Below are 24509 nucleotides of genomic sequence, written 5' to 3' on the forward strand. Positions count from 1 at the left end.
CCCCCACTCCGGGACGATCCGGACGGTGTGAGAAACGGTGCAGGTCGGAGGCTTGGGTGAGGCGAGGGAAGCGGACTAGCGTCGCGTACATGACCTTGACGCCCAGCCGGCACGACGCAGCGGTGGCGGATCTCGTCGGTCGATACCGGGCGCTGCCGCCGGGCACGCGGGTGCGGCTGGCCAAGAAGACCTCGAACCTGTTCCGCTTCGGCGACGCCGAACCCACCGGGACCCTCGACGCGTCCGCGCTGGCCGGCGTGATCTCCGTCGACGACGTGGCGCGCACGGCCGACGTGCAGGGCATGACCACCTACGAGGACCTGGTCGAGGCCACCCTGCCGCACCGGCTGATGCCGCTGGTGGTGCCGCAGCTGAAGACGATCACGCTGGGCGGCGCGGTCACCGGGCTGGGCATCGAGTCCACGTCGTTCCGGCACGGGCTGCCGCACGAGTCGGTGCTCGAGATGGACATCCTCACGCCGGAGGGTGAGCTCGTCACGGCCACGCCCGACGGCGAGCACGCCGACCTCTTCGCCGGCTTCCCCAACTCCTACGGCACCCTCGGCTACGCACTGCGGTTGAAGATCGAGCTGCAGCCGGTCTCCCCGTACGTCCGGCTGGAGCACCGGCGCGTGTCCACGGAGGACCTCGCGGCCACGATCACCGAGGTCTGCGGCGATGGCAGTGCAGCCGGGCCCGACTTCGTCGACGGCACGGTCTTCGAGCCGGGGGAGCAGTACCTCACGCTCGGCACGTTCACCGAGGACCCGGGGCCGGGCGTGAGCGACTACACCGGCCAGCAGATCTTCTACCGCTCCATCCGCGAGCGGACCTCCGACGTGCTCACCGTGCACGACTACATCTGGCGCTGGGACACCGACTGGTTCTGGTGCTCCCGCGCGCTGGGCGCGCAGCACCCCGTGGTGCGCAGGTTCTGGCCGCGCCGCTACCGCCGTTCCGACGTCTACCGCCGCATCGTCGCCCTCGACCGGCGCTACGGCTTCTCCCGGCTCGCCCACCGCGTCACCCGCACGCCGCAGGAGGAGCCGGTGATCCAGGACGTCGAGATCCCGGTCGAGCGGCTCGCCGAGTTCCTCGACGCGTTCCACCGCGACATCGGCATCCGCCCGGTGTGGCTGTGCCCGCTGCGGCTGCGCGGTGAGCGGACGTGGCCGCTCTACCCGATGCAGCCCGGCGAGCTGTACGTCAACGTCGGGTTCTGGTCGAGCGTGCCGGAGGTGCCGGGGCGACCGGACGCGCACAACCGGCGGATCGAGGAGCTCGTCGCCGATCTCGGCGGCCACAAGTCGCTGTACTCCACAGTGCACTACGACGAAGGTGAGTTCTGGAAGCACTACAACGGGCCGGCCTACCGCGCGCTCAAGGAGCGCTACGACCCGCACGGCAGGCAGCCCGATCTGTACTCCAAGGTCACCAGGTGAAGGGGGCAGTCATGCAGGTAGCAGAGCTCATCTCCGACGTCCTCGGCGAGGACGTGCCGATCCGGGTGGTGGCCTACGACGGCAGCAAAGCCGGGCCGGACCGTTCCGACGTCGGGCTGAAGATCCTCACGCCGCGCGCGCTCGCCAGGCTCGCGACCGCACCGGGCACCCTCGGGCTCGCCCGCGCCTACGTCACGGGCGAGATCGAAGTGGACGGCGACGTCTACGACGTGCTGAACGCCATGGCCGACGTCACGCTGCACGACCTCAGCCGCAAGGAGCAGGTGCGGCTCGCGCGCAGGCTGTTCCCGGTGTGGCTGCGCCACCGCCAGCCGCCGCCCGAGTTCGAGTACCGCCCGCCGGGCCGGCTGCACTCGAAGTCTCGCGACAGCAAGGCGATCTCGCACCACTACGACGTGTCCAACCGCTTCTACGAGTGGGTGCTCGGCCCGTCGATGGCGTACACGTGCGCGGTCTACGCCACCGAGAACACCACGCTCGAGGAGGCACAGGCCGCCAAGCACGAGCTGGTGGCGCAGAAGCTGGCGCTGAAGCCGGGAATGCGCCTGCTCGACGTCGGCTGCGGCTGGGGCGGCATGGTGATGCACGCGGCCGCCGAGCACGGCGTCAAGGCACTGGGCGTCACGCTCTCGCGCAACCAGGCCGAGTGGGCGCAGGCCGAGATCGAGCGCAGGGGCCTGTCCGGCCTCGCCGAGGTGCGCCACCTCGACTACCGCGACGCGCCCGAGTCCGAGTTCGACGCGATCAGCTCGATCGGGCTCACCGAGCACATCGGGAAGGACAACCTGCCGAGCTACTTCTCGTCGTTGTACGACCGGCTCAAGCCGGAGGGGCGGCTGCTCAACCACTGCATCACCCAGCCGCGCACGCCGACCCGCAAGCTCGACGCGTTCATCGCGCGCTACGTGTTCCCAGACGGACAGCTGGAGCCGGTCGGGCACCTGATCTCCGTCATGAACGACAGCGGGTTCGAGGTCCGGCACGAGGAGAACCTGCGCGAGCACTACGCGCTCACCCTCGCCGGGTGGTGCCGCAACTTGGAGGAGCACTGGGAGGAGGCAGTCGCCGAGGTCGGACTCGGACGGGCGCGCGTGTGGCGGCTCTACATGGCGGCCAGCCGGCTCGGGTTCGAGCGCGACAACATCCAGCTGCACCAGGTGCTCGGGGTGAAGGTCGGCGACCGCGGCCGTTCGGGCTTCCCGCTTCGGGGCTGGTCGTGACGCGCCGCTACTGAGCGAACACGATGCTCCACCTCCCGTATCCACACGCGAACCGGAACCGGGAGAATGGCGACGTGGTCGACCGCCTCTCGCCGCTGGACGCGTCGTTCCTCTTCGCCGAGCACCGCACCGCGGCGATGCACGTGGGCGCCGTCATGACGTTCGCGCCGCCGGAGGACGGCCCGTTCGATCCGGAGGCCTTCACCGAGCTCATCGGGCACCGGCTCGCGCTCGTGCCGCGGTACCGGCAGAAGGTGCGGGAGGTACCCGGCGGCCTGGGGCTGCCGGTGTGGGTGGACGACCCGGACTTCGATCTGCGCTTCCACGTCCGGCGGTCCGCGCTGCCGGCGCCCGGCACGGAGGAGGAGCTGCTCGAGCTCGTGGGGCGGCTGCTCGCCCGGCAGCTCGACCGCTCGCGCCCACTGTGGGAGGTCTACCTCGTCGAGGGCCTCGCCGACGGCCGGTTTGCCGTCGTCACCAAGAGCCACCACGCGATGGTCGACGGGCTCGCGTCCATGGACGTCGGCGCGGCCCTGCTGGACCTCACCCCGCAGCCGCGCGACACCCCGGACGACCACTGGGAGCCCGCGCCCGAACCATCCGGGCTGGAGCTCGCCGCGTCCGCCGCCGCGCACGCGCTGCGCAGGCCGCGGGACGTGCTCGACGTCGCAGGGCGGGCGCTCACCGACGTCCGGGAGGCCGTGTCGACGGTCGGCCGGACCGTGGAGGGCGTGCTCGCCGCGGGGCGCAGCGCCGCCACCGTCCGGCCGGTGCAGCCGCTCAACGCGGCCACCGGTCAGCAGCGGCGCTACGGCATGTGCCGCACGTCGCTCGCCGAACACCGGGCCGTCCGCAGAGCGCACGGCGGCACCGTCAACGACGTCGTGCTCGCCGTGGTCACCGGCGCCATCCGCCGCTGGCTGATCAGCCGGGGCGAGCCGCTCACGGCCGACACCTCCGTCCGCGCGATGGTCCCGGTGAGCGTGCGCGCCCGCGCCCGCGGCGCCGCCGCGGCCGGCAACAGCATCTCGGCCTACCTGGTGGACCTGCCGGTCATCGAGGAGGACCCGGTGCAGCGCCTCGCCGTGGTACGCGACGCCATGGAGGTGCACAAGCGCAGCGGGCAGGCGGTGGGCGCCGCAACGCTGATCAAGCTGGTCGGGCTGGCCCCGCCGATCGTGCACAGCCTCGGTGCACGGCTGGCCAGCCAGTACTCCAGCAACTTCTACAACGTGCTCGTCACCAACGTCCCCGGCCCGCCCCGCCCGCTCTACGCGATGGGCGCCCGGATGCTCGACATGTTCCCCGTGGTGCCGCTCGCGGGCGGCCAGGCCGTCGCGATCGGGATCACGTCCTACGACAACGGTGTCCACTACGGCCTCACCGCCGACCGCGACGCCCTCCCCGACGTCGACCTCCTCGCCGGGTTCGTCGCCGAGTCCTTGTCCGAGCTCGTCGCCCTTTCCTGACCCACCCGCACCCGATCAAGTCGGTCCGGAGTAACCCCGCCGTCCGTTCAGAGCAGTGGCACGGCATCCTGCCTTCGTGGACATCGAGGTTCGGCCGCTCGAGGAGGCCGACGTGGACGCCGCGGACGACGTCTTCCGCGACGCGTTCTCCACCGTTCTCGGCGCGGGCGTGCACCGGGACACGCAGCTCGTGCACACCCGGTTCCGGGCTGGGCACACCACGGCCCTCGGGGCGTTCGTGGACGGGGAGGTGGTCGGTTCGACGATCGTCACGCGGTGGGGCAGCGTCGCCTACTTCGGCCCGTTGTCGGTGAGCCCCAAGCTGTGGGGCCATGGGATCGGCACCCGGCTCGTCGTCGCGGCCGTCGACGTGCTCGACCGGTGGGGTGCGCGGCACCAGGGCCTCTTCACGTTCGCCCAGAGCCCGCAGCACCACGGCTTCTACCAGCGGTTCGGCTTCTGGCCGCGCTTTCTCACGGCGATCATGTCCCGGCCCTTGACGGGCTCGGAGCCGCAGCTGGGGTGGCGCCTGTCGGCCGTGGCGCCCGCCGACCGCCCGGCGCTCGTGGCCGGCTGCGCCGCCGTCACCGACGCGGTCCACGTGGGGCTGGACGTGCGCGGCGAGATCGCCGCCGTGCTCGACCAGGGGCTCGGTGACGTCGTGCTGATCGGTGAGCCGGACGCGCCCCGCGGCTTCGCGGTGTGCCACGCCGGGGCGGGCACGGAGGCGGGCAGCGGGGTGGCGTACGTCAAGTTCGCTGCGGTCCGGCCGGGCCCGGGTGCGGCGCAGGCGTTCGAGTCGCTGGTGGCGGCCTGCCAGGGGTACGCCGCGGAGGCCGGGGCGGTGCGGCTCACGCTCGGGGTGAACACGGCACGGCACGAGGCGTACCGGCAGCTGCTCGCGGCGGGGTTCCGGACCGAAAGCCCCGGCGTCACGATGCACCGCCCGAACGAGCCGGGCTACGACCGCGAGGACGTGCGGTTGCTCGACGACTGGCGCTGATCCGCTTCCGACGAACGGCGCCCTCGTCGGTACCTATCCGACGAACGCGCCGTTCGTCGGAACGGGTCAGCGTTCGTCGGAACGGGTCAGGCTGCGCGGAGCGCTGCTCGAGCTGCGGAGAGCGCCTGGGCGGCGTAGCCGCCGCCGAACAGCACCACGTGGACGAGCAGCGGGAAGAGCTGGTGCAGCGGCACGCGGTCGCGCCAGCCTGCGGCCAGCGGCGCGGCCGCGTCGTACGCGGCGAGCACGGTGCCCAGGTGCGGGCAGCCGAAGAGGGCGAGCATCGCGAGGTCGGTCTCCCGGTGCCCGCCGTGGGCGGCCGGGTCGATGAGCACGGCCCCTTCCGGCGACCACAGGACGTTGCCCGACCACAGGTCGCCGTGCAGCCGGGCCGGTGGTTCCGCGGCCCCGGCGAGCTCGGGGAGCCGGTCGGCCACCGCCTCGATCGCCCGCGCCGCGTCGCCGGTCAGGGTGCCGGCGTCGCGGGCGGTGCGCAGGTAGGGCAGGAGCCGGTCGGTCGCGTACCACTCCGGCCAACTCGGGGCGGGCGCGTTGCGCATCGGGGCGGCGCCGATGCGGGCGTCCGCGGGACCGCCCGGTGGCGCGGCGCCGAACGCGGGTGCCCCGGCCGCGTGCGTCCGGGCCAACGCGCGGCCCAGCTCCTCGGCCGCCCGGGTGCCGGGGGTCCCGCCCGCGACCAGCTCGGTGACCAACCGCCCGCCGTTCACGTCGAGCACGGCGGGCACGCGCGCCCCGCCCGCCGCGCCGAGCCAGCGCAGCCCGGCCGCTTCGGCCGCGATCGCCGCTTCGTCTCCGTCCTTCACGACGACGGTCCGCCCGTCGGCGAGCCGGACTCGCGCCGCGCCACCCCCGAGCGGCACGCGGTCACGGACCTCGGCGCCCAGGACCGTGCTCGCCATCGCGTCGCTCAGCGGTTCTCCCGCACCCACTCGACCATCCCCGGCATCGCGGCCTTGATCATGCCCAGCACGGTGGTGAAGCCGCCGTCGTCGCCGTAGTACGGGTCGGGCACCTCGGCTCCGGGCGGAGCGTCCGGGTCGAACGAGCGCAGCAGCCGCACCCGGTCCGGCTCGGGAACCAGCGTCCGCAGCGCCCGCTCGTGCGAGCGGTCGAGCGCGACGATCAGGTCCGCGCCGAGCTGCTCCGCGTCCACCTGCCGCGCGATGTGCTCGGCCTGGTAGCCCGCCGCCAGCAGCACGGCCGCCGCCCGCTCGTCGGCGGGCGACCCGACGTGCCAGTTGCCGGTGCCCGCGCTGGACACGTGCACGGCATCGGCCAGCCCCGCCTGCTCCAGTTCGTGGACGAACACCTTCTCCGCGATCGGCGACCGGCAGATGTTGCCGGTGCAGACGAACACGACGTGCAAGGTCTTTGCCTCAGACGACACGCCGCCAGTCTCGCGCGCCTCACTCCGGCTCGCGCTGCCGCCTGTCCCGAAGCCCAGCTCTCGGGGCCGCGACGGTGGTACTGACGAGCCTCGGCGTCACGAGTCGCCGCGCTGGCGCTGCTCCCGAAGTTGCTGGCGGACCTTCTCCGCGTCCCATCGGTGATGTCCACCGGGAGTGGTCAGCTCCGGAGTGATCAGGCCGTCCTTCGCCCACTTCAGGATCGCGCTGTGGGAGACGCCCAGCTCACGGGCCAGCTCCCCCGTGGTCAACGTGGGCACGGGGCGACGGTAGTTGCGTGTTGTGCGAGCTGCCGCTATCTGTGTGAGATGCGGGGGATCTAACAGTATTGCGAGTTGTGTGAGTTTGGCGCGATGATGCGCACATGGTTGAGGACCCGAGCGGCTGGATGCGTCTCGCCGCACAGCTGGCGCAGATGCCCGAGCTCGCCAGCCGCCTGATCGCCGAGCACCGCGACGACGGCCGCGGCCGCTGCGTCCGCTGCACGCTCCCCGGCCGCGGCACCCCGGGTGAGCGCTGGCCGTGCGGCCCGGCGGCGCTGGCGCGGGCGGCGCAGGAGGTGGCGGCCCGCACCTGGTCCCACCGCGACTTCACACACCCGGGACCGGCTTCACACAAGGCCGGCCCTGTGTGAAGCCCGCCCTGGGTCTGTGAAGTCCCGCGACTGCCGTTCGCGGTCCGCCGTACGCTTCGGCCATGGATCTTGCGTCCTTGCGGCATCACGGGGACGTCGATGCCGGGCCCGGATTGCTGGACTTCGCCGTCAACGTCCAGGGGAGCGGGCCGCCGCCGTGGTTGCGGGATCGGCTCGTTGTCGCTCTCGACGGGATCGGTCGCTACCCGTCCGCCGCCCACGACCTGCAGGCACGCGAGGCCGTGGCGGCGCGGCACTCGCGCCGGCCGGAGGAAGTGCTCGTGCTCGCGGGGAGCGCCGAGGGGTTCGCGCTGCTCCCGGCGCTGCGGCCGCGGCTGGCCGCCGTCGTGCACCCGGGGTTCACCGAGCCTGAGGCGGCGTTGCGGGCCGCCGGGGTCGAGGTCGTCCACGTGCTCACTGACGAGGCCGACGGCCACCGTCTGCACCCCGAGGCCGTGCCGGCCGATGCCGACCTCGTGGTGATCGGCAACCCGACCAACCCCACCGGGGTGCTGCACCCGGCCGCGGACGTCCGCGCGCTCGCCGCACCGGACCGCGTGCTGCTCGTGGACGAGGCGTTCGCCGACGCGGTGCCGGGTGAGCCGGAGTCCCTCGCGGGTGCCGCCGACGTGCCGGGGCTCCTGGTGTTCCGCAGCCTCACCAAGACGTGGGCCCTCGCCGGCCTGCGCGCCGGATACGCGCTCGGCGATCCCGAGCTGCTCGCCCGGCTGGCCGCCCCGCGCCCGCCGTGGCCGGTGTCCACGCTCGCGCTCGAGGCCGTGATCGGGTGTTCGATGCCCGCGGCGGTGGGGGAGTCCCGCAAGGCCGCGGAGCGGATCGCCGCGGCGCGGGCCGAGCAGGCGGAGCGGCTGGCGGAGCTCCCCGGCGTCACGGTGCTGCCCGGCACCGCCCCGTACCTGCTCCTCCGGCTGCCCGAAGGCCAGGGCGAGCGGGTGCGCACGGCGCTGCGCGCGGCCGGGATCGCGGTACGCCGCGGCGACACCTTCCCCGGCCTCGGACCCGATCACATCCGGGTCGCCGTGCGCCCCGCGGCGCAGGTCACGCGGCTGGTCACGGCGCTGACCGAGACGCTCGCGGCGGTGGCGGCGTGACCGCGACCGTCGGCGACGTCGTCGCCGCGCTGGAGGCCGCCTACCCGCCCGCCCTCGCCGCCGAGTGGGACGCGGTCGGGCTCGTCTGCGGCGACCCGGCGGAGGAGGTCTCGTCCGTGCTGTTCGCGGTGGACCCCGTGCCGGAGACCGTCGACGAGGCGATCGGGCGTCACCAGCTGCTCGTCACCCACCACCCGCTGCTCCTGCGCGGCGTGCACGGGGTCGGCGCCGACACACCCAAGGGTGCCTTGCTGCACCGGCTCATCCGCGGCGGCACCGCGCTCTTCACCGCACACACGAACGCCGACTCGGCCGACCCCGGTGTGTCCGACGCGCTCGCCGCCGCCATCGGGCTGGAGGTCGGCGGCCCGCTGGTCAGCGCGCTGGCCGAGCCGCTGGACAAGATCGTGACGTTCATCCCGACGGGGCCCGTCATCACCGCGGTGCACGAGGCGATGTCAGCGGCGGGCGCCGGCCGGATCGGCGACTACAGCCACTGCTCGTTCGCGACTGCGGGTACCGGCCAGTTCAAGCCCCTCGAAGGCGCGAACCCGACGATCGGGGCCGTCGGGAAGCTGGAGCGGGTGGCCGAGACGAAGCTGGAGATGGTGCTGCCCCGCGCGCGCCGGGAGGCGGTCGTCGCCGCGCTGCGGGCCACGCATCCCTACGAGGAGCCGGCATTCGACGTGTTCGAGCTCGCCGAGCTGGCGACGTCGCGCGGGCTCGGCCGGGTCGGGACGTTGCCCGGGCCGGAGCCGCTGTCGACGTTCGCCGCGCGGGTGCGTGCGGCGCTGCCGGAGACGGCGTGGGGCGTGCGTGCGGCCGGTGACCCCGATCGGCCGATCCGGTCGGTCGCGGTCTGCGGCGGCGCGGGCGACTCCGCGCTCGGGGCGGCCACGGCCACGGGCGTCGACGCCTACGTCACCGCGGACCTGCGCCACCACCCGGCGTCCGAGCACCTGCTCGCCGGGACGGTCGGTCGCCCGACACCCGCGCTCGTGGACGTGGCGCACTGGGCGTCGGAGTGGCCGTGGTGCGCGCAGGCCGCCGACGTCGTGCGCCGGGCGCTGGGCGACCGCGTGGAGGTCGCGGTGTCCACCCGCCGCACCGACCCGTGGAGCGTCGGCGCCGCAGGCTGAGGCCACCCCCGCCCTTGCCTCGGCTTCCGGCGATCCCTAGTGTATGCGTATGCACCTCACGGACCGGGACAAGCGCAGGGTCGCCGATCGCATTCGCGTCGTGAAGGAGCCGGCGGGTCCGGACCGGCCCGCCGAGCGCGATCCGGCGGTCGTCGCGACGGTGTCGGAGATGCTCGCGCGCATCGAGCGCGAGGGCATGCCGGCGGTCCTCGACTACGCGGCACGCCTCGACGGGTTCACCGGCACCGACCTGCGGGTCCCAGAGGCCGAGCTGGCGCGCGCGGCCGACCAGGTGCCCGCCCCGGTGCGTGCCGCACTCGACACCGGCGCCGAGCGCACCAAGCGGTTCGCCGCCATGCAGCGGGCCCGCCTGCAGGACTTCGAGGACGAGGTCGTGCCGGGCGTCGTGTGCGGGCAGCGGTTCGTGCCGGTGCAGAACGTCGGCGCGTACCTGCCCGCCGGGCGGTTCCCGCTGCTCGCGAGCGCCTTCATGACGGTCGGCGTGGCCCGGGTCGCGGGTGTGCCGAACGTCGTGACGTGCACGCCGCCGTCGTTGAACGGGCGCCCGCACCCGGCCGTGCTGTACGCGGCGCTGGTGAGCGGCGCCGAGGCGGTCTACGCCGTCGGCGGTGTGCAGGCGCTGGCCGCGATGGCCTTCGGCCTGCTCGACGGGGAGCCGGCGGACATGCTGGTGGGGGCCGGGAACGCCTACGTCGCCGAGGCGAAGCGGCAGCTCTACGGGCGGGTGGGGATCGACGTGCTGGCAGGCCCGTCGGAGGTCGCGGTGCTCGCCGACGACACGGCCGACGCCGCGGTCGTGGCCGCCGACCTGCTGGCACAGGCCGAGCACGGGCCCACGTCGCCCGCGTGCCTGATCACGACGTCGGAGCGGCTGGCCGCCGAGGTTCCCGTGGAGGTCGATCGGCAGCTCGCGGGCCTCGCGACCCGCGAGATCGCCGGTGCGGCGTGGCGCGACCACGGCTCGGTCTACCTGGCCGCCGACCGGGAGACCGCGGCCGCTGCCATGGACCTGCTCGCACCCGAACACCTCGAGGTGCTGGCCGAGGACCTGGACTGGTGGCTCGGCGCCCTGCACAACTACGGGTCGCTGTTCCTCGGTACCTGGTCGACGGTGGTGTACGCGGACAAGGGCATGTCGGGCACCAACCACGTGCTCCCCACCGCCCGCGGGGCCAAGTTCACCGGTGGGCTCTCGGTGGCCGGGTTCCTCAAGCAGTTGACCTACCAGCGGGCCACCCGCGAGGCCACGCGGACCCAGGCCGAGCCCACCGTGGCCGTCTCCGACTTCGAAGCGCTCGTCGGTCACCGCGACAGCGCGCAGATCCGCCTCGACATGATCGGCGCGGACGATTCCAGTTCAATGCATGCGTATGAACAACTGGCCCGGTAGGAGCCGATGATGCCCAACCCCACCACCGTGCTGCGCGCCACCGCCGTCGCGCTGGCCGTCGCGCTCGCCGTGACGGCCTGCGGAGCCGGCTCGCGCACCGCCGCCCAGTCCGCCACCCAGGTCGCGTGCGACATCCCCGCGCCGCCGCAGCCCGTCACGGTCAACGTGCTGGCCTACAACTCCTCGGCCATCGACCCCTTCACCAACACGATGGTCAAGAGCTGCACCAAGAGCGGCGTCACCCTCAACCACGAGCCGATCGACTTCGGCGGGCAGGTGCAGAAGACCACCGCCACGCTCGCAGGCGACTCCGGCACCTACGACATCGTCGAGACCTACTCCTACGTCGTGCCGCAGTACGCCTCGCAGCAGAAGCTGCAGCCGCTCGACGACCTCGTGGCGGAGTTCGACCAGGAGTACGCGCTCAGCGACATCAACGCCGACATGCGCAAGGCACTGTCCTACGACGGCAAGCTCTACGGGCTGCCGATGCAGGCGCAGATGTACGTGATGGCCTACCGCAAGGACGTCCTCGACGCCCTCGGCGTGGCGCCGCCCACCACCTTCGCCGAGCTGCGCGACGTGGCCGCGAAGATCCAGCAGGCCGGCGAGATCGAGTACCCGGTCGCGCTGCCCCTGCTCGCGAGCGCCGACATCTCCACGGCCTACGACGCGGCGCTCGGCTCGCTCGGCGTCGACTACGTCGATGCCACCGCCATGCGCCCCAACTTCGACCGGCCGGAGGCGGCGAAGGCGTTCGAGGAGCTGCGTTCCCTGCTGCCGTTCATGGATCCGGAGGTCACCACGTTCGACCAGCCGCGGGTGCAGCAGCAGATGTACAACGGCTCGGCCGCCATCGCGATCATGTTCTCGGGCCGGATGAACGACCTGTCCCAGCCGACCAACAGCCGGTTCGCGACCCAGTTCGCGTTCGCGCCGCCGCCGTCGGTCGCGGGCGGTGACACCCTCTACAACGTGCTCTCGGTGGACGGCTGGTCGATCCCGACCAACACGAAGGTGGACAAGGCGCTGCTGTTCGAGATGATCGCCTCGGCGGTGAGCGTCGACGCCTCGCGCGCCTCGGTGCCGGCCGCGTTCCCCGCCCGCGAGGGCATCGTGACGCCGGAGAGCAGCCCGTACGCCGCAGCGGCCCAGCAGTCGATCGGCAAGGCCCCGCCCGCGGAGCCGTACCCCTGGACCGCCCGGATCGGCAACGACACCCGGTCCGTGGTGGCCGACGTGATCACCGGCGCCGTGCCGGTGGCGGAGGGCACCGCGCGGATGCAGGAGATCGCCACCGAGATCCTGGCCGAGTACCAGCCGTGACCGGCCGACAGGGGAGGTGACGTCATGCGGCGGCGGGAGTTCCTGGCGCTCGTGACCCCGAGCGTGCTCGTCATGGGCGGCCTGCTCGTGCTGCCGCTCCACCGGACGCTCGAGTGGAGCCTCGAGCGCGTGAACTACGGCGAGGCCGGCACGTTCGTCGGCCTCGCCAACTACGGCGCCGCGCTGAGCGACCCGCGGCTCGGGCAGGCGGTGCTGTTCACCGTCGGGCTCACACTGGCCGTCACCGCGGCCCTGATCGTGGGCGGCTACCTGCTCGCGGTGATGGTGAACGGCCTCGGCCGGTCCAAGCCGTGGGTGCTGGGCATCCTGCTGATCTCCTACGTGATCCCGCACGTGGTGGGCGGCGCGATGTTCTCCTGGCTCTTCGACGCGAACTTCGGCGGCGTGGTCAACCACCTGGTCACGCTCGTCACCGGCCAGGACGTGCTCTGGTTCACCGACCCGTGGCCGAACCGGGTCATCGTCGCGCTCAACACGATCTGGTTCATGCTGCCGTTCGCGATGCTCGTGATCATCGCGGGGCTGCAGGGCGTGCCCGGCGAGCTGCTCGAGGCGGCGCGCATCGACGGTGCCTCCGCGGTCCGCACGCACTGGAGCGTGATCATCCCGAGCATCCGCGGCGTGCTGGGTTTCGTCGCGATCATCTCGATCATGGACATCCTGCGGACGTTCGACCAGCTCGTCGCGCTGTCGCCGCAGGCCGTCCAGCTCGGCAACGAGTCGATCATGCTCTACATCTTCAACGTGGCGTTCCAGGACGGCGGCCAGCAGCTCGGGCTCGGCAGCGCGGTGAACGTGCTGCTGATCCTGCTGATCGTGCTCATGCTCTTCCCCTTCATCCGGGGCATCGCGAAGGAGGCCAGGCAGGCATGAGTGTCGTGCAGGAGAAGGCCGCGCCTGCCGCGGTGGCGCCGCCTGCAACCGCGCCGCCTCGACCGAAGCGCCGCCGGAAGGGCTCGACGTACCTCGTCGGCGGGATCCTCGTGCTCGTGTGCTGGGCGATGCTCAGCCCGGTGCTGTGGACCGCGATGACGGTCACGAAGCCCACCGACGTGGCGTTCCTCGACCCGCCGGTGTTCTTCTACGAGCCGACGCTCACCGCGTTCGTCGATCTCTGGCAGACCACGCTCTTCTACCAGTACCTGATCAACACGCTGATCGTGGCGCTGCTCAGCACGGTCGCGGCGCTGGTGATCGGGCTGCCCGCGGCGTACGCGCTCTCGCGGTTCCCGGGCTGGATCAGCGCGGTGCTGCTGATCGCCGCGCTGGTGTTCCGGGCGCTGCCGCGGTTCTCGGTGGTGCTGCCGATGTACGACATCTCCCGGTCGCTCGGCATCTACGACACCACGTTCGCGGTGGCCGCCGCGCTCGTCGCGATCAACCAGCCGTTCAGCATCTGGCTGCTGCGCAACTTCTTCGCCGAGATCCCCAAGGAGCTCGACGAGGCGGCGATGATCGACGGCTGCAGCCGGTTCGGCATCCTGCGCCGCGTGATGATCCCGCTGATGGGGCCGGGCATCCTGACGGCCGGGATCTTCATCTTCCTGTTCGCGTTCCAGGAGTACCTCACCGCGAACATCCTCACCGACGTCTCCGCCCGCACCGTGCCGGTGTTCATCGCCACCCAGCTCGGCCAGACGCTGCCGATGCTGCAGCAGGCCGGGGCGGCGGCGATGCTGCTGACGCTGCCGGTGGTCGCGTTCGCGTTCATCGCGCAGCGGTACCTGGTGGCCGGGCTGAACGCGGGATCGGTCAAGGGGTGACGCGACGGCGTGGCCACGAACGATCGCCGGCCACAGCACGGTCAGATGTGCAGCTTCGTCGGTGTGACGACGACGGCGGTCGAGAAGAGTTCGGCGAATCGTTCGGGGGTGCCGAACAGTGCAGCGATTCGCTCGGTGTACTTGGCCAAGTATCCTGGGTGTCGGTCGGCGGCCGGCTCGTTGTCGACCACCCTCGCGATGCCTTCCATGCGCACGATGTTCCGGCCGATATCGGTGACGTCGAGCCCCAAGCTCACCCTGGAATTGGCGGCGATGTTGTGCAGCTTCTGCTTACCCGGCTGACTGTAGATCAGTATCGACGCGTCGTCGCGCATCAGGAACCAGACGGGGACACTGATGGGCTGGCCGTCCGGCCGAACGGTCGTCAGCCAGGCCATGAGGTTCTGCCGCAGTCGGGCCTCGACTCGTTCGCGGTCACTCGGTGGCAGGTGCGACGTGAGTTCCACGGTGGAGGAGGCTACCCGAGCGGTAGGCCAAGACCCGTGACCGAGCAGGGCCGGACGCTCGCCGCGCTGGTCGGCCCACCCGCGCATGCTCTCCTCGTAGATCCCGGCAGGTTCAGGAAAGCCACATTCAGGAACCGCAAGGCCCTGAATGTGGCTTTCCTGAACTTCAGGCCCCTCCACGGGTGCCGGTTCTTGCATCACGCTGGAGGGCCGGCGGCGGAGGGAGGGTCACGCCTCCTGCGGCAGGCGTTCGGGAGGCATGCCCGGCCCGATCACGGCCCGGATCTCGGTCGGGTCCTCAACGCAACCGCAATGTGAGCACATCGTCTGCTGGGTGACGCCCGCCCCGCACGTCGCGTGCGTGTAGAGGATCGGCGGTTCCCCGTCGGTCGCCCACCGGTCGCCCCATTCGGAGAGCGCGACCAGCGCGGGCGCGAGCGCCTGCCCCTTCTCGGTCAGCAGGTACTCGTACAGCTCGGGCTGCTCGGAGTACTGGTGGCGGCGCATGATCCCGGCCTCGACGAAGCCCTCGAGGCGGTTCGTGAGGATGTTGGTCGCGATCCCGAGACGGCGCTGGAAGTCGCCGAATCGGGTCGCGCCCCCGAACACGGCGTCGCGCACGATCAGCAGGCTCCAGCGCTCGCCGACCACCTCGAGGGAGCGCGCGATCGAGCAGATCTGCGAGTCGTACGTCTTCCCGAGCATGTCCCCATCGTACCCGCCTACTTGCATCATGCCAGTGGTCTGCTCTACGGTCACTTTCATGACACAAGCGACCCAGGAGCAGAGCTACACCACCACCTTCGCGGTGGACCGGACCCCTCAGGAGGCGTTCGACGCCATCACCGACGTCCGCGGCTGGTGGTCGGAAGAGGTCGAGGGCGTGGCCGACCAGGTCGGAGGCGAGTTCGACTACCACTACAAGGACGTGCACCGCTGTCGCGTCCGTGTCACGGAACTCGTGCCCGGCCGGAAGGTCGCATGGCGCGTCCTCGACAACTACTTCAACTTCATCGACGACCAGTCCGAGTGGAAGGACACCGAGGTCGTCTTCGAGATCTCCGAGACCGGCGGCGGCGCAGAGGTCCGCTTCACCCACGTGGGACTGGTGCAGCAGTACGACTGCTACGACGTGTGCTCCAACGCGTGGGCCGGCTACATCAGCGGCAGCCTGCGGAACCTGATCAACACCGGGGTGGGGCAGCCCAACCCGCGGGAGGACGGGAACGCGCCGTCCCACCAGGACGCCGCCACCGGCGCGCGGGCCCGGCGCAGCGGCCTCGCAGGCGCCTGAGATGACCGCAGTCGCCGGCAGCTCCGTCATGATCACCGGTGCCAACCGCGGTATCGGGCGGGCGCTGCTGGAGGAAGCCCTGCGCAGGGGCGCGCAGCGGGTGTACGCCGGCACGCGCGGATCCTTCGCCCATCCGGACCACCGGGTCACGGTCCTGCAGTTCGACGTGACCGACCCGGCGCAGACGCAGCAGGCCGCCCGGCAGGTCCCCGCGCTCGACATCCTCGTCAACAACGCGGGCGTCGCGCTCTACGACGATCTCAGCGACCGCGCCGTACTCGAACGCCAGCTCGCCGTCAACCTCTTCGGCGTCCACGGCGTCACACAGGCCTTCCTGCCCCTGCTGACCCGCACGGGCGGCGCCGTCGTCAACAACCTGGCCGTGGCGGCGGTCGCCCCGCTGCCGATCATCCCGGCCTACTCGATCTCGAAAGCGGCCGCGCTCTCGCTGACGCTGTCACAGCGGGCGCTCCTCGCCGATCGGGGCGTGCGGGTGCACGCCGTCCTCACCGGTCCGACCGACACCGACATGTCCCGTGATTTCGACGCCCCGAAGGCCTCGCCGGAATCGGTGGCGCGAGCCGTCTTCGACGGTGTGGAGAACGAGGAGGACGACATCTTCCCCGACTCCATGTCGCAGGCCATGGCCGCCGCGTGGCGGCACGGTCCGGCGACGGTGTTGGAACGCGAGTACGCCGCCCTCGCGGCAGCCGCGGCCGAGTCCTCGGCATGAACCATCAGGAACGACAAGGAGATCTCCGATGATCACACCGAAGCCCGGCAGCATCGTCTTGGGAACCACCCGGCCTGCCGTACTGCGCGACTGGTACCGCAAGGCCCTCGCGCCGGGACACGAGGGCGACGGCCCGATCGACTTCGGCGGCTTCCTGCTGGTCATCGATCAGCGTGACGACGTCGACGCGAAGAACAACGAGCCGGGCCGGATGATCCTCAACTTCCACGTCGACGACTTCGACGCCGTCGAGGCGCAGCTGCGGGCGGCCGGCGTGGACTGGCTCGTCCCCGTCGCGGACCGGCCCTCCGGCCGCTTCGGGACGTTCGAGGACCCCGACGGCAACTACCTCCAGATCATCCAGTTCACGCGGGGCTCATGAGAGGTGACCGGGGCCCCGGCGTCGGTTCAGGAAAGCCACATTGCAGAACCTGGAGTACAGCAATGTGGCTTTCCTGAACTTCGGGGCGTGCCGTCCCCGGCTCAGGCGCGCAGCGTTCGGAGGGCCTCCATCAGGACGTGCGTGACGTTGTGCACCACCAGCTGTGCGCCGTCGGCGAAGGACGCCTCCGCCGCGGCCGCGCTCGTCGCCAGGTCGGCCCGGATCGCGCTCGCGACGGCCGGGTCGCGGTGGACCGCGGCCAGCAGCTCCTCCACGGAGGGGGCGTCCGGGCCCCGGGCGGCGGCGAGGTCGGCGACACCGACCAGCCAGCCGTCGATCCCGTCGACGGCGACGATCTCGCCGGCGTCCCGGATCGCGCCGGGCGACTCGAGCATCGCGATCACGAGCGTCGACTCCGCGGCCGCGGTGCGGTGCTCGGCGGCCGGGACGGTGCCGAACCGCCCGGCGCGGGGGTAGGTGGCGAAGCCCCGGGCGCCGTGCGGCGGGTAGCGCACCGCACGGACGAGCTCCGCGGCGTCGGCGGCGGACTCGACGTGCGGCGCGACGATGCCCTGCGCGCCCTGGTCGAGGGCGCGCTGGGCGAGGTGGTGCTCGCCCTCGCCGATCCGGACGAGCACCGGCAGGGCGTGCGCGTCGGCGAACGCGATGTGCCGGCGCAGCTCGACCACGTCGGCGGGCCCGTGCTCGCAGTCGACCAGCACGAAGTCCAGCCCGGCGACCGCGATCATCTCCACGAGCTCCTCGCACGGCATCCGCACGAGCCCGCCGGCGACCCGCTCACCCGCCCGCAACCGGGACCGGAGGGGTGCCATCACGCCACCATCCCGGCCGAGAGGTCCACGTCCGCGCCCGACATCCCGGGCATCGCGAGCATCGCGACGATCGCGGCGCCCACCTCGTCCGCGGTGATCATCCGGCCGAGGGCAGCCCGCCCGACGAACGCCGCGCGCGCCTCGTCGACTGACGTGGCGGTGCGCTCGGCTTCCAGCCGGAAGTTGCGGTCCATCCGGTCGCCCTCGACGGGGCCGGGGGACAGCGCGTTGACCCGCACGCCGGCCGGTCCGACCTCGAACGCGAGCGTGGAGGTCAGCCCGAGCACCGCCATCTTGGACGCGCAGTAGGGCGTGCGGCGGGCCAGCGGGCGCTTGCCGGACACCGACGCCAGGTTGATCACGTCGCCGTCCCCGCGCGCCACCATCGGCGGCAGGAACGCCCGGCACACGAGGTAGGTGCCGCGGACGTTCACGGCGAACACCTCGTCCCACTCGTCGGGGGTGATCTCGGTGAGCGGGGCGACCGGCCCGGCGACGCCGGCGTTGTTGACCAGGATCGAGACCTCCTCGTCGGCGAGCCGCGCGGCGAGCGCGTCGACGGCGGCCGGGTCGGCGACGTCGCACACCTCGGCCCGGGCGCCGAGCCGCCCGGCCACCTCCCGCAGCGGTTCCGCGCGCCGCCCGGTCACGACGACCCGGGCCCCGGCCGCCGTGAGGTGCGCGGCGATCGCGGCGCCGAGCCCGGAACCGCCGCCGGTGACGAGCGCCGTGCGTCCCGACAGGCTCACGCCTGCGCCCCGACGACGTCGTCGATCCAGTCGAAGCGGTCGCCGCCGTACTTGTACGCGCGCAGGTCGCCGGAGCGGGCGTGCCCCTCGAACAGCTCCACCCGCGAGGCGCGCCCGCACACGCGGCCGAGCTCCGCGCTCTGCGCCGGGTCGCGCACCTCCTGGTAGGTGACGGTCTTGAGGTACTTCCCGACCCAGAGTCCGCCGGTGTAGCGGGCGGCACCGAGCGTCGGCAGGACGTGGTTGGTGCCGATGACCTTGTCGCCGTAGGAGACGCAGGTGCCCTCGCCGAGGAAGAGCGCGCCGTAGTTCCGCATCCGCTCCAATGCCTCCCGCGGCTGCGCGGTGAGCACCTCGACGTGCTCGGAGGCGAACGAGTCGGCCACGCGCCACATCTCGTCGGCGTCGTCGCACACGACGACCCGGCCGTGGTCGCGCCACGCCGGACCGGCCATGTCGTTGGTCGGCAGGCCGGGCAGCAGCCGCTCGACCAGGTCGAGGACCTCGCGCGCGAGCGCCTCGGAGGTCGTGACGAGCACCGCGGGGGAGTCCGGCCCGTGCTCGGCCTGCGACAGCAGGTCGACGGCGACGGTGAACGGATCGGCCGTCCCGTCGGCGACGACGAGGATCTCGGTGGGCCCGGCGAACAGGTCGATGCCGACCTCGCCGAACAGCTGCCGCTTCGCCTCGGCGACGTAGGCGTTGCCCGGGCCCGCGATGAGGTCCACCGCCGCCACCGACTCGGTGCCGATCGCCATCGCCGCGACGGCCTGCACGCCGCCGAGCAGGTGGATCTCGTCCGCGCCCGCGAGGTGCATCGCGGCCACCGTGGCGGCGGGGATCTCGCCGCGGATCGGCGGCGTGCAGGCCACGACGCGGGGGACGCCCGCGGCCTTCGCCGTCACGATCGTCATGTGCGCCGAGGCGGTCAGCGGGTAGCGCCCGCCGGGGACGTAGGCGCCCGCGGCGGCGACCGGCACGTGCCTGTGCCCCAGCACGACGCCGGGGAGCGTCTCGACCTCGACCTCCCGCAGCGCCTCGCGCTGGACCAGCGCGAAGCCGCGGACCTGCGCCTGCACGAACCGGATGTCCTCGATGACCTGGGCCGGCAGCGAGGCGACGAGCTCGGCCACCCGGTCGGCGTCGAGCCGGAACGACTCGGGCTCCCAGCCGTCGAACCGCGCGGAGTACTCGCGCACCGCCGCGTCCCCGCGCGTCCGGACGTCGGCGATGATCTCGCGGACCCGCTCGGCGACCGCGCCGCCGGAGGCCGCGCGGGGGGCGGGTGGAAGAGCCTTCTTGAGCTCGCGCGCCATGCTGCTCCCGTCGATGTAGCATACGTATGCGCGGCAGTGAACCCGGCGGGCGGCTGCGCTGTCAAGGCGGCACCCGGCCGCCTCGGGCCGCCGCTATGCTCGCGCCGGGGCGGGGGGAGGACGTCGAAGATGATCACCAGTCGGGACGTGGCGCGGCTCGCCGGCGTGTCCCAGCCGACGGTGTCCCGTGCACTGCGCGACGACCCCAAGGTCTCCGAGGCCACCAAGCAGCGGGTGCGCGAGGCGGCCCTCGCGCTCGGCTACGCCCCCAACGCGATCGGCCGCGCGCTGTCCGTGGGCCGGTCCACGCGCGTCGGGCTCGTCGTCACCGACCTGGAGAACCAGTTCTACGCGCACGTCATCGCGCCCATGCACCACGAGCTGGAACGGCTGGGCTACGAGCTGGTGCTGATCACCGAGTCGTCGGAGTCGGCGCCGGTGGCCGAGCACGTCACCGCCCACGGGCTGTGCGGGGTCGTCCTCGCGACCACCACCGTGGAGTCGATCGTGCCGGTCCGGCTGCGGGACCGGGGCGTGCCGTTCGTCTACTTCAACCGCACCTCGCAGAGCGTGCAGGCTGACTCGGTCACCGTCGACCCCGAGAACGGGGTCCGCGAGCTCCTGCGGGACGCGATCGGCAAGGGACACCGGCGGATCGGGGCGATCTTCGGCCCGCGCAACACCAGCACCGGTGAGCAGCGCGAGAACACCGTGCGCGCGGTGCTCGACGAGCACGGGCTCGCGCTCGCGCACCGCGACGTCCGGCACGGTCCGTTCGACTTCCGCACCGGCGACGAGGGCCTGCGGGAGCTGCTCGACCGAGCCGACCCGCCCACGCTCGTGCTGTGCGGCAACGACGTGGTGGCCCTCGGCGCGCTCAACGCCGCGGCCGAGCTCGGCGTGGGCGTGCCCGACGACGTCTCGATCGCCGGATTCGACGACCTCCCCACGTCGCGCTGGGCACTGATCCGGCTGAGCACCGTGGCCTACGACCTCGACGAGATGTCGCGGGAGGCGGCCCGGCTGATCGTCGCGCGGGTGGAGCAGCCCGACGCGCCGCAGGCGCAGCCGGTCTACCCCACGCGCTACGTCGCACGCGCGACGATCGCGGCCCCGCGGGCCTGATCTCCCCCTCTGGTGGGTCCGGCACCCTCTTGTGCCGTGCTGTGCATACGCATACAGTCGGCTCGACGCCCGACGAGGAGAGGACAAGGGACATGCCGCTCGACCCGGTCGCGTACCGGCCCTACGAGGACCCGGACGACTTCATCCGGGAGGTGACCGACCGGATCTGGGTGCAGCGCGACATCTCCTACATCGTCGACAACTACGAGCCGGACTCGATCGTCCACGGCGGGCTCGGCACGGTGGTCGGGCGCGACGGCGTGATCGAGGGCAGCCTCATGCGCATCGCGGGCACCCCGCAGCACGTCGGCCAGGCCGAGGACGTGGTGTGGGAGGCGCGCGGCGACGACGCCTTCCTGTCCTCGCACCTGGTGTTCTCCAGCGACGAGAACATCGTCGACGGGCGCGTGCGCCGCATCCGCAAGCGGACCGTCGCCAACTGCCTCTACCGCCGCGGCCGCATGGTCGAGGAGTGGGTGGTGCGCGACGAGCTCGCCGACTGCCTGCAGCGCGGCCTCGACCCCGACGAGGTGGCGCGCGGCATGCGCTTCCGCGGCTACGAGGGCTCGATGACCAAGCCGGCGCCGTCCGACGTGCTCACCGCGGGCGACAGCGGCCCGCGCCCGGACGACTTCCGCCCCGAGTGCGAGATGGTGCTGGAGTTCCTCGACGAGGTGTGGAACCAGCGGCGGCTGCACAAGGTGCCGCAGTACATGGAGCGGGACCTGTTCCTGCACACCATCGGCGACACCACGGTCGTGCGTCCCGACGGCTACCAGCGCGACCTGCTCTCGCTCGTCGCCCCGTTCCCGGACGGGCGCTTTGCCGTGCGCGACGTCCAGACCAACTCCGCCGAGCGCTACGCAGGCCTGCGCATCGCCGTGCTGTGGACCATGCACGGCACCTACCACGGCACGGCCGACTTCGGCCCCCTGACGAACGCCCCGGTCGACCTGCTGGGTGTCTCGCAGTTCCTCGTGCAGCGCGGGCGCATCGTCCGCGAGGTGCGGGTCTACGACGAGATCGCGCTGCGCGCGCAGATCAACGCGACCCGGGGCGACGGCGAGTTCACCGAGACCAACATCTACTGAGGGAAGATCATGACCGACACCGTGGTCCCGCCCGGCGAGGTCGCCCGCCGGACGATCCGCCGCACCGACTGGGTCCCGTGCAAGGCCGCGTTCATCGACTGCCGCACGCCCGGCTCGGACCGCAAGGACAACTACTCCTTCATCGGCGCAGGCGTCTCGCAGAACGCCGACCAGTTCGTCAACCTCATCGAGCCGCACGGGTTCAACCTGGGTGCCGCCGGCATGCCGAACGGCACCACCAACAGCCTGCACCTGCACTTCACCGCCGAGGTGTTCATCAACTTCGGCGGCGACTACCAGCTGCGCTGGGGCGCGGACGGTCGGCAGGGCGAGTACCGCAGCGTCGACGGCGACGTGATCTCGGTGCCCACCTGGATCTTCCGCGGCTTCACCAACGTCGGCGACGACGAGGGCATCCTGCTCACCGTGCTCGGCCGCGACGACACCGGCGGCATCATCTGGGGCCCCGAGGTGCTGCGCGAGGCCGCGGGCCACGGCCTGTACCTCACCGCCGAGAACCAGCTGATCGACACGGTGCAGGGGCAGCAGGTGCCACCCGGCGCGCAGCTGATCGAGCCGATGCCGCAGGAGGAGATCGACCGCCTCGACGTCTTCACCACGGCGCAGTTCCGCGGCCGCGTGACGACCGCCGCCGACCGGGAGTGGACCGCCGAGCCGTTCCTGTGCTCCGGGCTGGCCGGCGGCGGTGCCGAGCTGTCGCTGGTGATCGGCTACGGGATCAGCGAGAGCCGCCGCGCCGTGCCGCGGCTGCACGAGCCCCACGGGTTCTCGCTGGCCTGGTTGCGCGCGACGCCCGGCGAGGGCGTGCTGCGGCACCGCCACGACGCCACCCAGGTCATCACGGCCAAGGCCGGCCGCTGGGCGGTGCGCCTCAACACCGGCGCGGACGAGCAGACCGTCGAGCTCGGCCCGCTCGACACGCTGTCGGTGCCCGCCGGCGCGTGGCGATCCTTCGAGCTGCTGCACACCGACGGTGGCCGGGCGGCCGACCCGGGCACCGGCGAGCTGCTCGTCGTCACCGGCGGCGACGGGCGGACGCTGCTCGAGTGGGCACCGGACGTCGTCGCGGCGGCCCGCCGCAACGGCCGGGTCCTCGACCCGAACGGCTACCTGGCCCCCGCCGCCGTGCTGGCCTCCGCCACGGAGGACGACTGACGGCAACAACGCCGCTCGTCCGCGCCCGACGGTCATGCCCCGGCCCCAGGTCCGAGCAGCACGTCACCGCACCACCCGGAGCAGCACCGTGCGGCTCGGGGCGATCAGCATCGTGTGATCGGTATGAGGAGTACATCGCGGCGCTTGCGGGAGCCTTGATGTGCTCCTCGAACGGTTGCGGGGTGTGATCCGGGTGGGCAGTCGTGGCTGCACCACCCGGAGCGGCACCGTGCTGCTCGGGATGATCCGCGCGGTGTGATCGGTGCGAGGCGCACAGCATGATGCTTCCGGGAGCATTGACGTGCTGGTCGGGTGATCACGGCGTCGTGATCGGGGCCAGCAGCGGTCCGAGCCCGGACGGGCGGGCATTCGTACGCGTCCATCGGACGAGGGTGCTGTTCGTACGGCGAGGGTCGGGAGAGGAGCGGGTGTGGTCACCGTCGCGGCGTGTCAGATCCCGGTGCGCATCGGCGCCGGGGACCACGATCCGTTGGTCGCGGCCGTCCGCGAGGCGGCGGGGCGCGGAGCGCAGTTGATCGTGCTGCCCGAGCTCGCCGTGTGCGGGTACGTCTTCCGCGACGCCGCCGAGGCCCGCGCCGCCGCGCAGGACATGGCCGGGCCGACCGTCGCGCTGCTGCGGGAGCTGTCGCGCGAGCTGGGGTGCGTGCTCGTCTGCGGGCTCGCCGAGGCGGGGGAGGACGGGGCCGTCCACAACTCCGCCGTGCTCGTCGAGGACGGCGAGGTGCGGCTGCGCTACCGCAAGGCGCACCTGTGGGACCGGGAGGCGGAGCTGTTCGTGCCCGGCGACGCGCCCCCGCCGGTCGTCGACACCGCGGCCGGCCGGGTGGCCGTGATGATCTGCTACGACCTGGAGTTCCCCGAGTGGGTGCGGCTCGCCGCGCAGGCCGGCGCGGAGATCGTCGCGGTGCCCGTCAACTGGCCGCTGCTGCCTCGGCCTGCGGGCGAGCCCGCCCTCGAGGTGATCAAGGCGCAGGCGGCTGCGGGCACCTACCGGGTCCACGTGGTCGTCGCGGACCGGTGCGGCCGCGAGCGGGGCGTCGACTGGATCGGCGGCAGCCTCGTGTGCGCGAGCACCGGGTACCTGCTCGCCGGCCCGGCGACGCCGGAGGGCGCGGTGGCCGCACCGGCCGTCCTCATGGCGGAGCTCGACCCGACGGCGGCCCGGGACAAGGCGATCGGCCCCCGCAACGACGCCCTCGGCGACCGCAGGCCGGGGCTCTACGCCGAGCAGCCGCCGGCGAACTTCACCCCTGAGCGGCTGACCCAAGACGCCTGCCGGTGCGGGCGTGGCGCGGGGCGGTAGCGTCGGGGTCCGCATTCGCTCGGAAGGACCT

The 24509-nt window shown here is 72.4% G+C and carries 26 protein-coding genes; 18 read left to right on the plus strand and 8 right to left on the minus strand.

From position 1 onward, the window contains the following. Positions 1 to 89: 89 nt before the first annotated feature. The 4 genes from FHX44_RS28080 (at position 90) to FHX44_RS28095 (ending at position 5155) form a co-directional block, all read left to right on the plus strand. A complete protein-coding gene (locus tag FHX44_RS28080) occupies positions 90 to 1442 on the plus strand; it encodes an FAD-binding oxidoreductase (RefSeq protein WP_147258539.1) in 1353 nt (450 codons plus the stop codon). A gap of 11 nt (positions 1443 to 1453) precedes the next feature. Next, the gene (locus FHX44_RS28085; RefSeq protein WP_147258540.1) at positions 1454 to 2683 is read left to right on the plus strand and encodes an SAM-dependent methyltransferase; all 1230 of its coding nucleotides are present in this window, start codon (positions 1454 to 1456) and stop codon (positions 2681 to 2683) included. 74 nt (positions 2684 to 2757) lie between these two features. After that, positions 2758 to 4152, plus strand: coding sequence for a WS/DGAT/MGAT family O-acyltransferase (locus tag FHX44_RS28090; protein ID WP_147258541.1), 1395 nt, complete (start codon positions 2758 to 2760; stop codon positions 4150 to 4152). Positions 4153 to 4228: 76 nt separating this feature from the next. Then, the gene (locus tag FHX44_RS28095) at positions 4229 to 5155 is read left to right on the plus strand and encodes a GNAT family N-acetyltransferase (RefSeq protein ID WP_170309071.1); all 927 of its coding nucleotides are present in this window, start codon (positions 4229 to 4231) and stop codon (positions 5153 to 5155) included. 86 nt (positions 5156 to 5241) lie between these two features. Here FHX44_RS28095 and FHX44_RS28100 read toward each other — a convergent pair whose 3' ends face one another. The 3 genes from FHX44_RS28100 to FHX44_RS28110 form a co-directional block, all read right to left on the minus strand. Beyond that, on the minus strand, positions 5242 to 6075 hold the full coding sequence (locus FHX44_RS28100) for a fructosamine kinase family protein (protein ID WP_147258543.1): 834 nt from the start codon (positions 6073 to 6075) through the stop codon (positions 5242 to 5244). Positions 6076 to 6083: 8 nt separating this feature from the next. After that, entirely contained in the window at positions 6084 to 6563 is a 480-nt protein-coding gene (locus FHX44_RS28105) for a low molecular weight protein-tyrosine-phosphatase (protein WP_147258544.1), read from the minus strand. A 96-nt stretch (positions 6564 to 6659) separates the two neighbouring features. After that, entirely contained in the window at positions 6660 to 6842 is a 183-nt protein-coding gene (locus FHX44_RS28110) for a MerR family DNA-binding transcriptional regulator (protein ID WP_246170634.1), read from the minus strand. A 104-nt stretch (positions 6843 to 6946) separates the two neighbouring features. Here FHX44_RS28110 and FHX44_RS28115 point away from each other — a divergent pair, with 104 nt between their 5' ends. The 7 genes from FHX44_RS28115 (at position 6947) to FHX44_RS28145 (ending at position 13988) form a co-directional block, all read left to right on the plus strand. Continuing rightward, on the plus strand, positions 6947 to 7216 hold the full coding sequence (locus tag FHX44_RS28115; RefSeq protein ID WP_147258545.1) for a hypothetical protein: 270 nt from the start codon (positions 6947 to 6949) through the stop codon (positions 7214 to 7216). A 62-nt stretch (positions 7217 to 7278) separates the two neighbouring features. Further along, positions 7279 to 8328 carry an Rv2231c family histidinol phosphate aminotransferase CobC gene (gene cobC / locus FHX44_RS28120; RefSeq protein ID WP_147258546.1) on the plus strand — a complete coding sequence of 350 codons (1050 nt, stop codon included), beginning with the start codon at positions 7279 to 7281 and terminating at the stop codon, positions 8326 to 8328. After that, positions 8325 to 9467, plus strand: a complete 1143-nt coding sequence (locus tag FHX44_RS28125) for a Nif3-like dinuclear metal center hexameric protein (protein WP_147258547.1) — start codon at positions 8325 to 8327, stop codon at positions 9465 to 9467. Before cobC ends, FHX44_RS28125 begins: the two co-directional genes overlap by 4 nt. A gap of 49 nt (positions 9468 to 9516) precedes the next feature. After that, on the plus strand, positions 9517 to 10878 hold the full coding sequence (gene hisD, locus FHX44_RS28130) for a histidinol dehydrogenase (protein WP_147258548.1): 1362 nt from the start codon (positions 9517 to 9519) through the stop codon (positions 10876 to 10878). Positions 10879 to 10887: 9 nt separating this feature from the next. Further along, positions 10888 to 12204 carry an ABC transporter substrate-binding protein gene (locus FHX44_RS28135; protein WP_170309072.1) on the plus strand — a complete coding sequence of 439 codons (1317 nt, stop codon included), beginning with the start codon at positions 10888 to 10890 and terminating at the stop codon, positions 12202 to 12204. Positions 12205 to 12228: 24 nt separating this feature from the next. Beyond that, the gene (locus tag FHX44_RS28140; protein WP_147258550.1) at positions 12229 to 13098 is read left to right on the plus strand and encodes a carbohydrate ABC transporter permease; all 870 of its coding nucleotides are present in this window, start codon (positions 12229 to 12231) and stop codon (positions 13096 to 13098) included. Further along, positions 13095 to 13988, plus strand: coding sequence for a carbohydrate ABC transporter permease (locus FHX44_RS28145; protein WP_147258551.1), 894 nt, complete (start codon positions 13095 to 13097; stop codon positions 13986 to 13988). The genes FHX44_RS28140 and FHX44_RS28145 overlap by 4 nt, the downstream gene beginning before the upstream one ends. A 41-nt stretch (positions 13989 to 14029) precedes the next feature. On the opposite strand, the gene FHX44_RS28150 is transcribed toward FHX44_RS28145, so the two are convergent. Beyond that, positions 14030 to 14455, minus strand: a complete 426-nt coding sequence (locus tag FHX44_RS28150; RefSeq protein WP_170309073.1) for a TIGR03667 family PPOX class F420-dependent oxidoreductase — start codon at positions 14453 to 14455, stop codon at positions 14030 to 14032. Between the two features lie 228 nt (positions 14456 to 14683). Further along, complete coding sequence (locus FHX44_RS28155; protein WP_147258553.1) at positions 14684 to 15160, minus strand: winged helix-turn-helix transcriptional regulator; 477 nt, start codon at positions 15158 to 15160, stop codon at positions 14684 to 14686. A 58-nt stretch (positions 15161 to 15218) separates the two neighbouring features. Here FHX44_RS28155 and FHX44_RS28160 point away from each other — a divergent pair, with 58 nt between their 5' ends. The 3 genes from FHX44_RS28160 to FHX44_RS28170 are packed head-to-tail and all read left to right on the plus strand — an operon-like array spanning position 15219 to position 16864. Then, positions 15219 to 15749, plus strand: a complete 531-nt coding sequence (locus tag FHX44_RS28160) for an SRPBCC family protein (protein WP_147258554.1) — start codon at positions 15219 to 15221, stop codon at positions 15747 to 15749. Between the two features lies 1 nt (position 15750). Next, positions 15751 to 16482: an SDR family NAD(P)-dependent oxidoreductase gene (locus tag FHX44_RS28165; RefSeq protein ID WP_147258555.1), complete on the plus strand. Its 732-nt coding sequence runs from the start codon at positions 15751 to 15753 to the stop codon at positions 16480 to 16482. A gap of 28 nt (positions 16483 to 16510) precedes the next feature. Beyond that, the gene (locus tag FHX44_RS28170) at positions 16511 to 16864 is read left to right on the plus strand and encodes a VOC family protein (protein WP_147258556.1); all 354 of its coding nucleotides are present in this window, start codon (positions 16511 to 16513) and stop codon (positions 16862 to 16864) included. A gap of 101 nt (positions 16865 to 16965) precedes the next feature. Here the strand turns inward: FHX44_RS28170 and FHX44_RS28175 are convergent, their stop codons facing one another. The 3 genes from FHX44_RS28175 to hisD (FHX44_RS28185) are packed head-to-tail and all read right to left on the minus strand — an operon-like array spanning position 16966 to position 19762. Next, positions 16966 to 17697, minus strand: coding sequence for an HpcH/HpaI aldolase family protein (locus FHX44_RS28175; RefSeq protein ID WP_212612681.1), 732 nt, complete (start codon positions 17695 to 17697; stop codon positions 16966 to 16968). Then, positions 17697 to 18446, minus strand: coding sequence for an SDR family NAD(P)-dependent oxidoreductase (locus tag FHX44_RS28180; RefSeq protein WP_147258558.1), 750 nt, complete (start codon positions 18444 to 18446; stop codon positions 17697 to 17699). The genes FHX44_RS28175 and FHX44_RS28180 overlap by 1 nt, the downstream gene beginning before the upstream one ends. Further along, a complete protein-coding gene (gene hisD, locus FHX44_RS28185) occupies positions 18443 to 19762 on the minus strand; it encodes a histidinol dehydrogenase (RefSeq protein WP_147258559.1) in 1320 nt (439 codons plus the stop codon). The genes FHX44_RS28180 and hisD (FHX44_RS28185) overlap by 4 nt, the downstream gene beginning before the upstream one ends. Before the next feature lie 129 nt (positions 19763 to 19891). Between hisD (FHX44_RS28185) and FHX44_RS28190 the strand changes: the two genes are divergently transcribed. The 4 genes from FHX44_RS28190 to FHX44_RS28205 all read left to right on the plus strand — a co-directional run bounded on the left by FHX44_RS28190 (position 19892) and on the right by FHX44_RS28205 (position 24478). Continuing rightward, positions 19892 to 20887, plus strand: coding sequence for a LacI family DNA-binding transcriptional regulator (locus FHX44_RS28190; RefSeq protein WP_147258560.1), 996 nt, complete (start codon positions 19892 to 19894; stop codon positions 20885 to 20887). 92 nt (positions 20888 to 20979) lie between these two features. Next, positions 20980 to 21978: a nuclear transport factor 2 family protein gene (locus FHX44_RS28195; protein WP_147258561.1), complete on the plus strand. Its 999-nt coding sequence runs from the start codon at positions 20980 to 20982 to the stop codon at positions 21976 to 21978. A gap of 9 nt (positions 21979 to 21987) precedes the next feature. Next, positions 21988 to 23154 (plus strand): cupin domain-containing protein, encoded by a 1167-nt coding sequence (locus FHX44_RS28200; protein WP_147258562.1) that lies wholly within the window; start codon positions 21988 to 21990, stop codon positions 23152 to 23154. Between the two features lie 430 nt (positions 23155 to 23584). After that, a complete protein-coding gene (locus tag FHX44_RS28205; protein WP_147258563.1) occupies positions 23585 to 24478 on the plus strand; it encodes a nitrilase-related carbon-nitrogen hydrolase in 894 nt (297 codons plus the stop codon). Positions 24479 to 24509 lie beyond the last annotated feature (31 nt).

Source organism: Pseudonocardia hierapolitana (genome assembly GCF_007994075.1).
In the GTDB taxonomy this organism is placed as follows: Bacteria; Actinomycetota; Actinomycetes; order Mycobacteriales; family Pseudonocardiaceae; genus Pseudonocardia; species Pseudonocardia hierapolitana.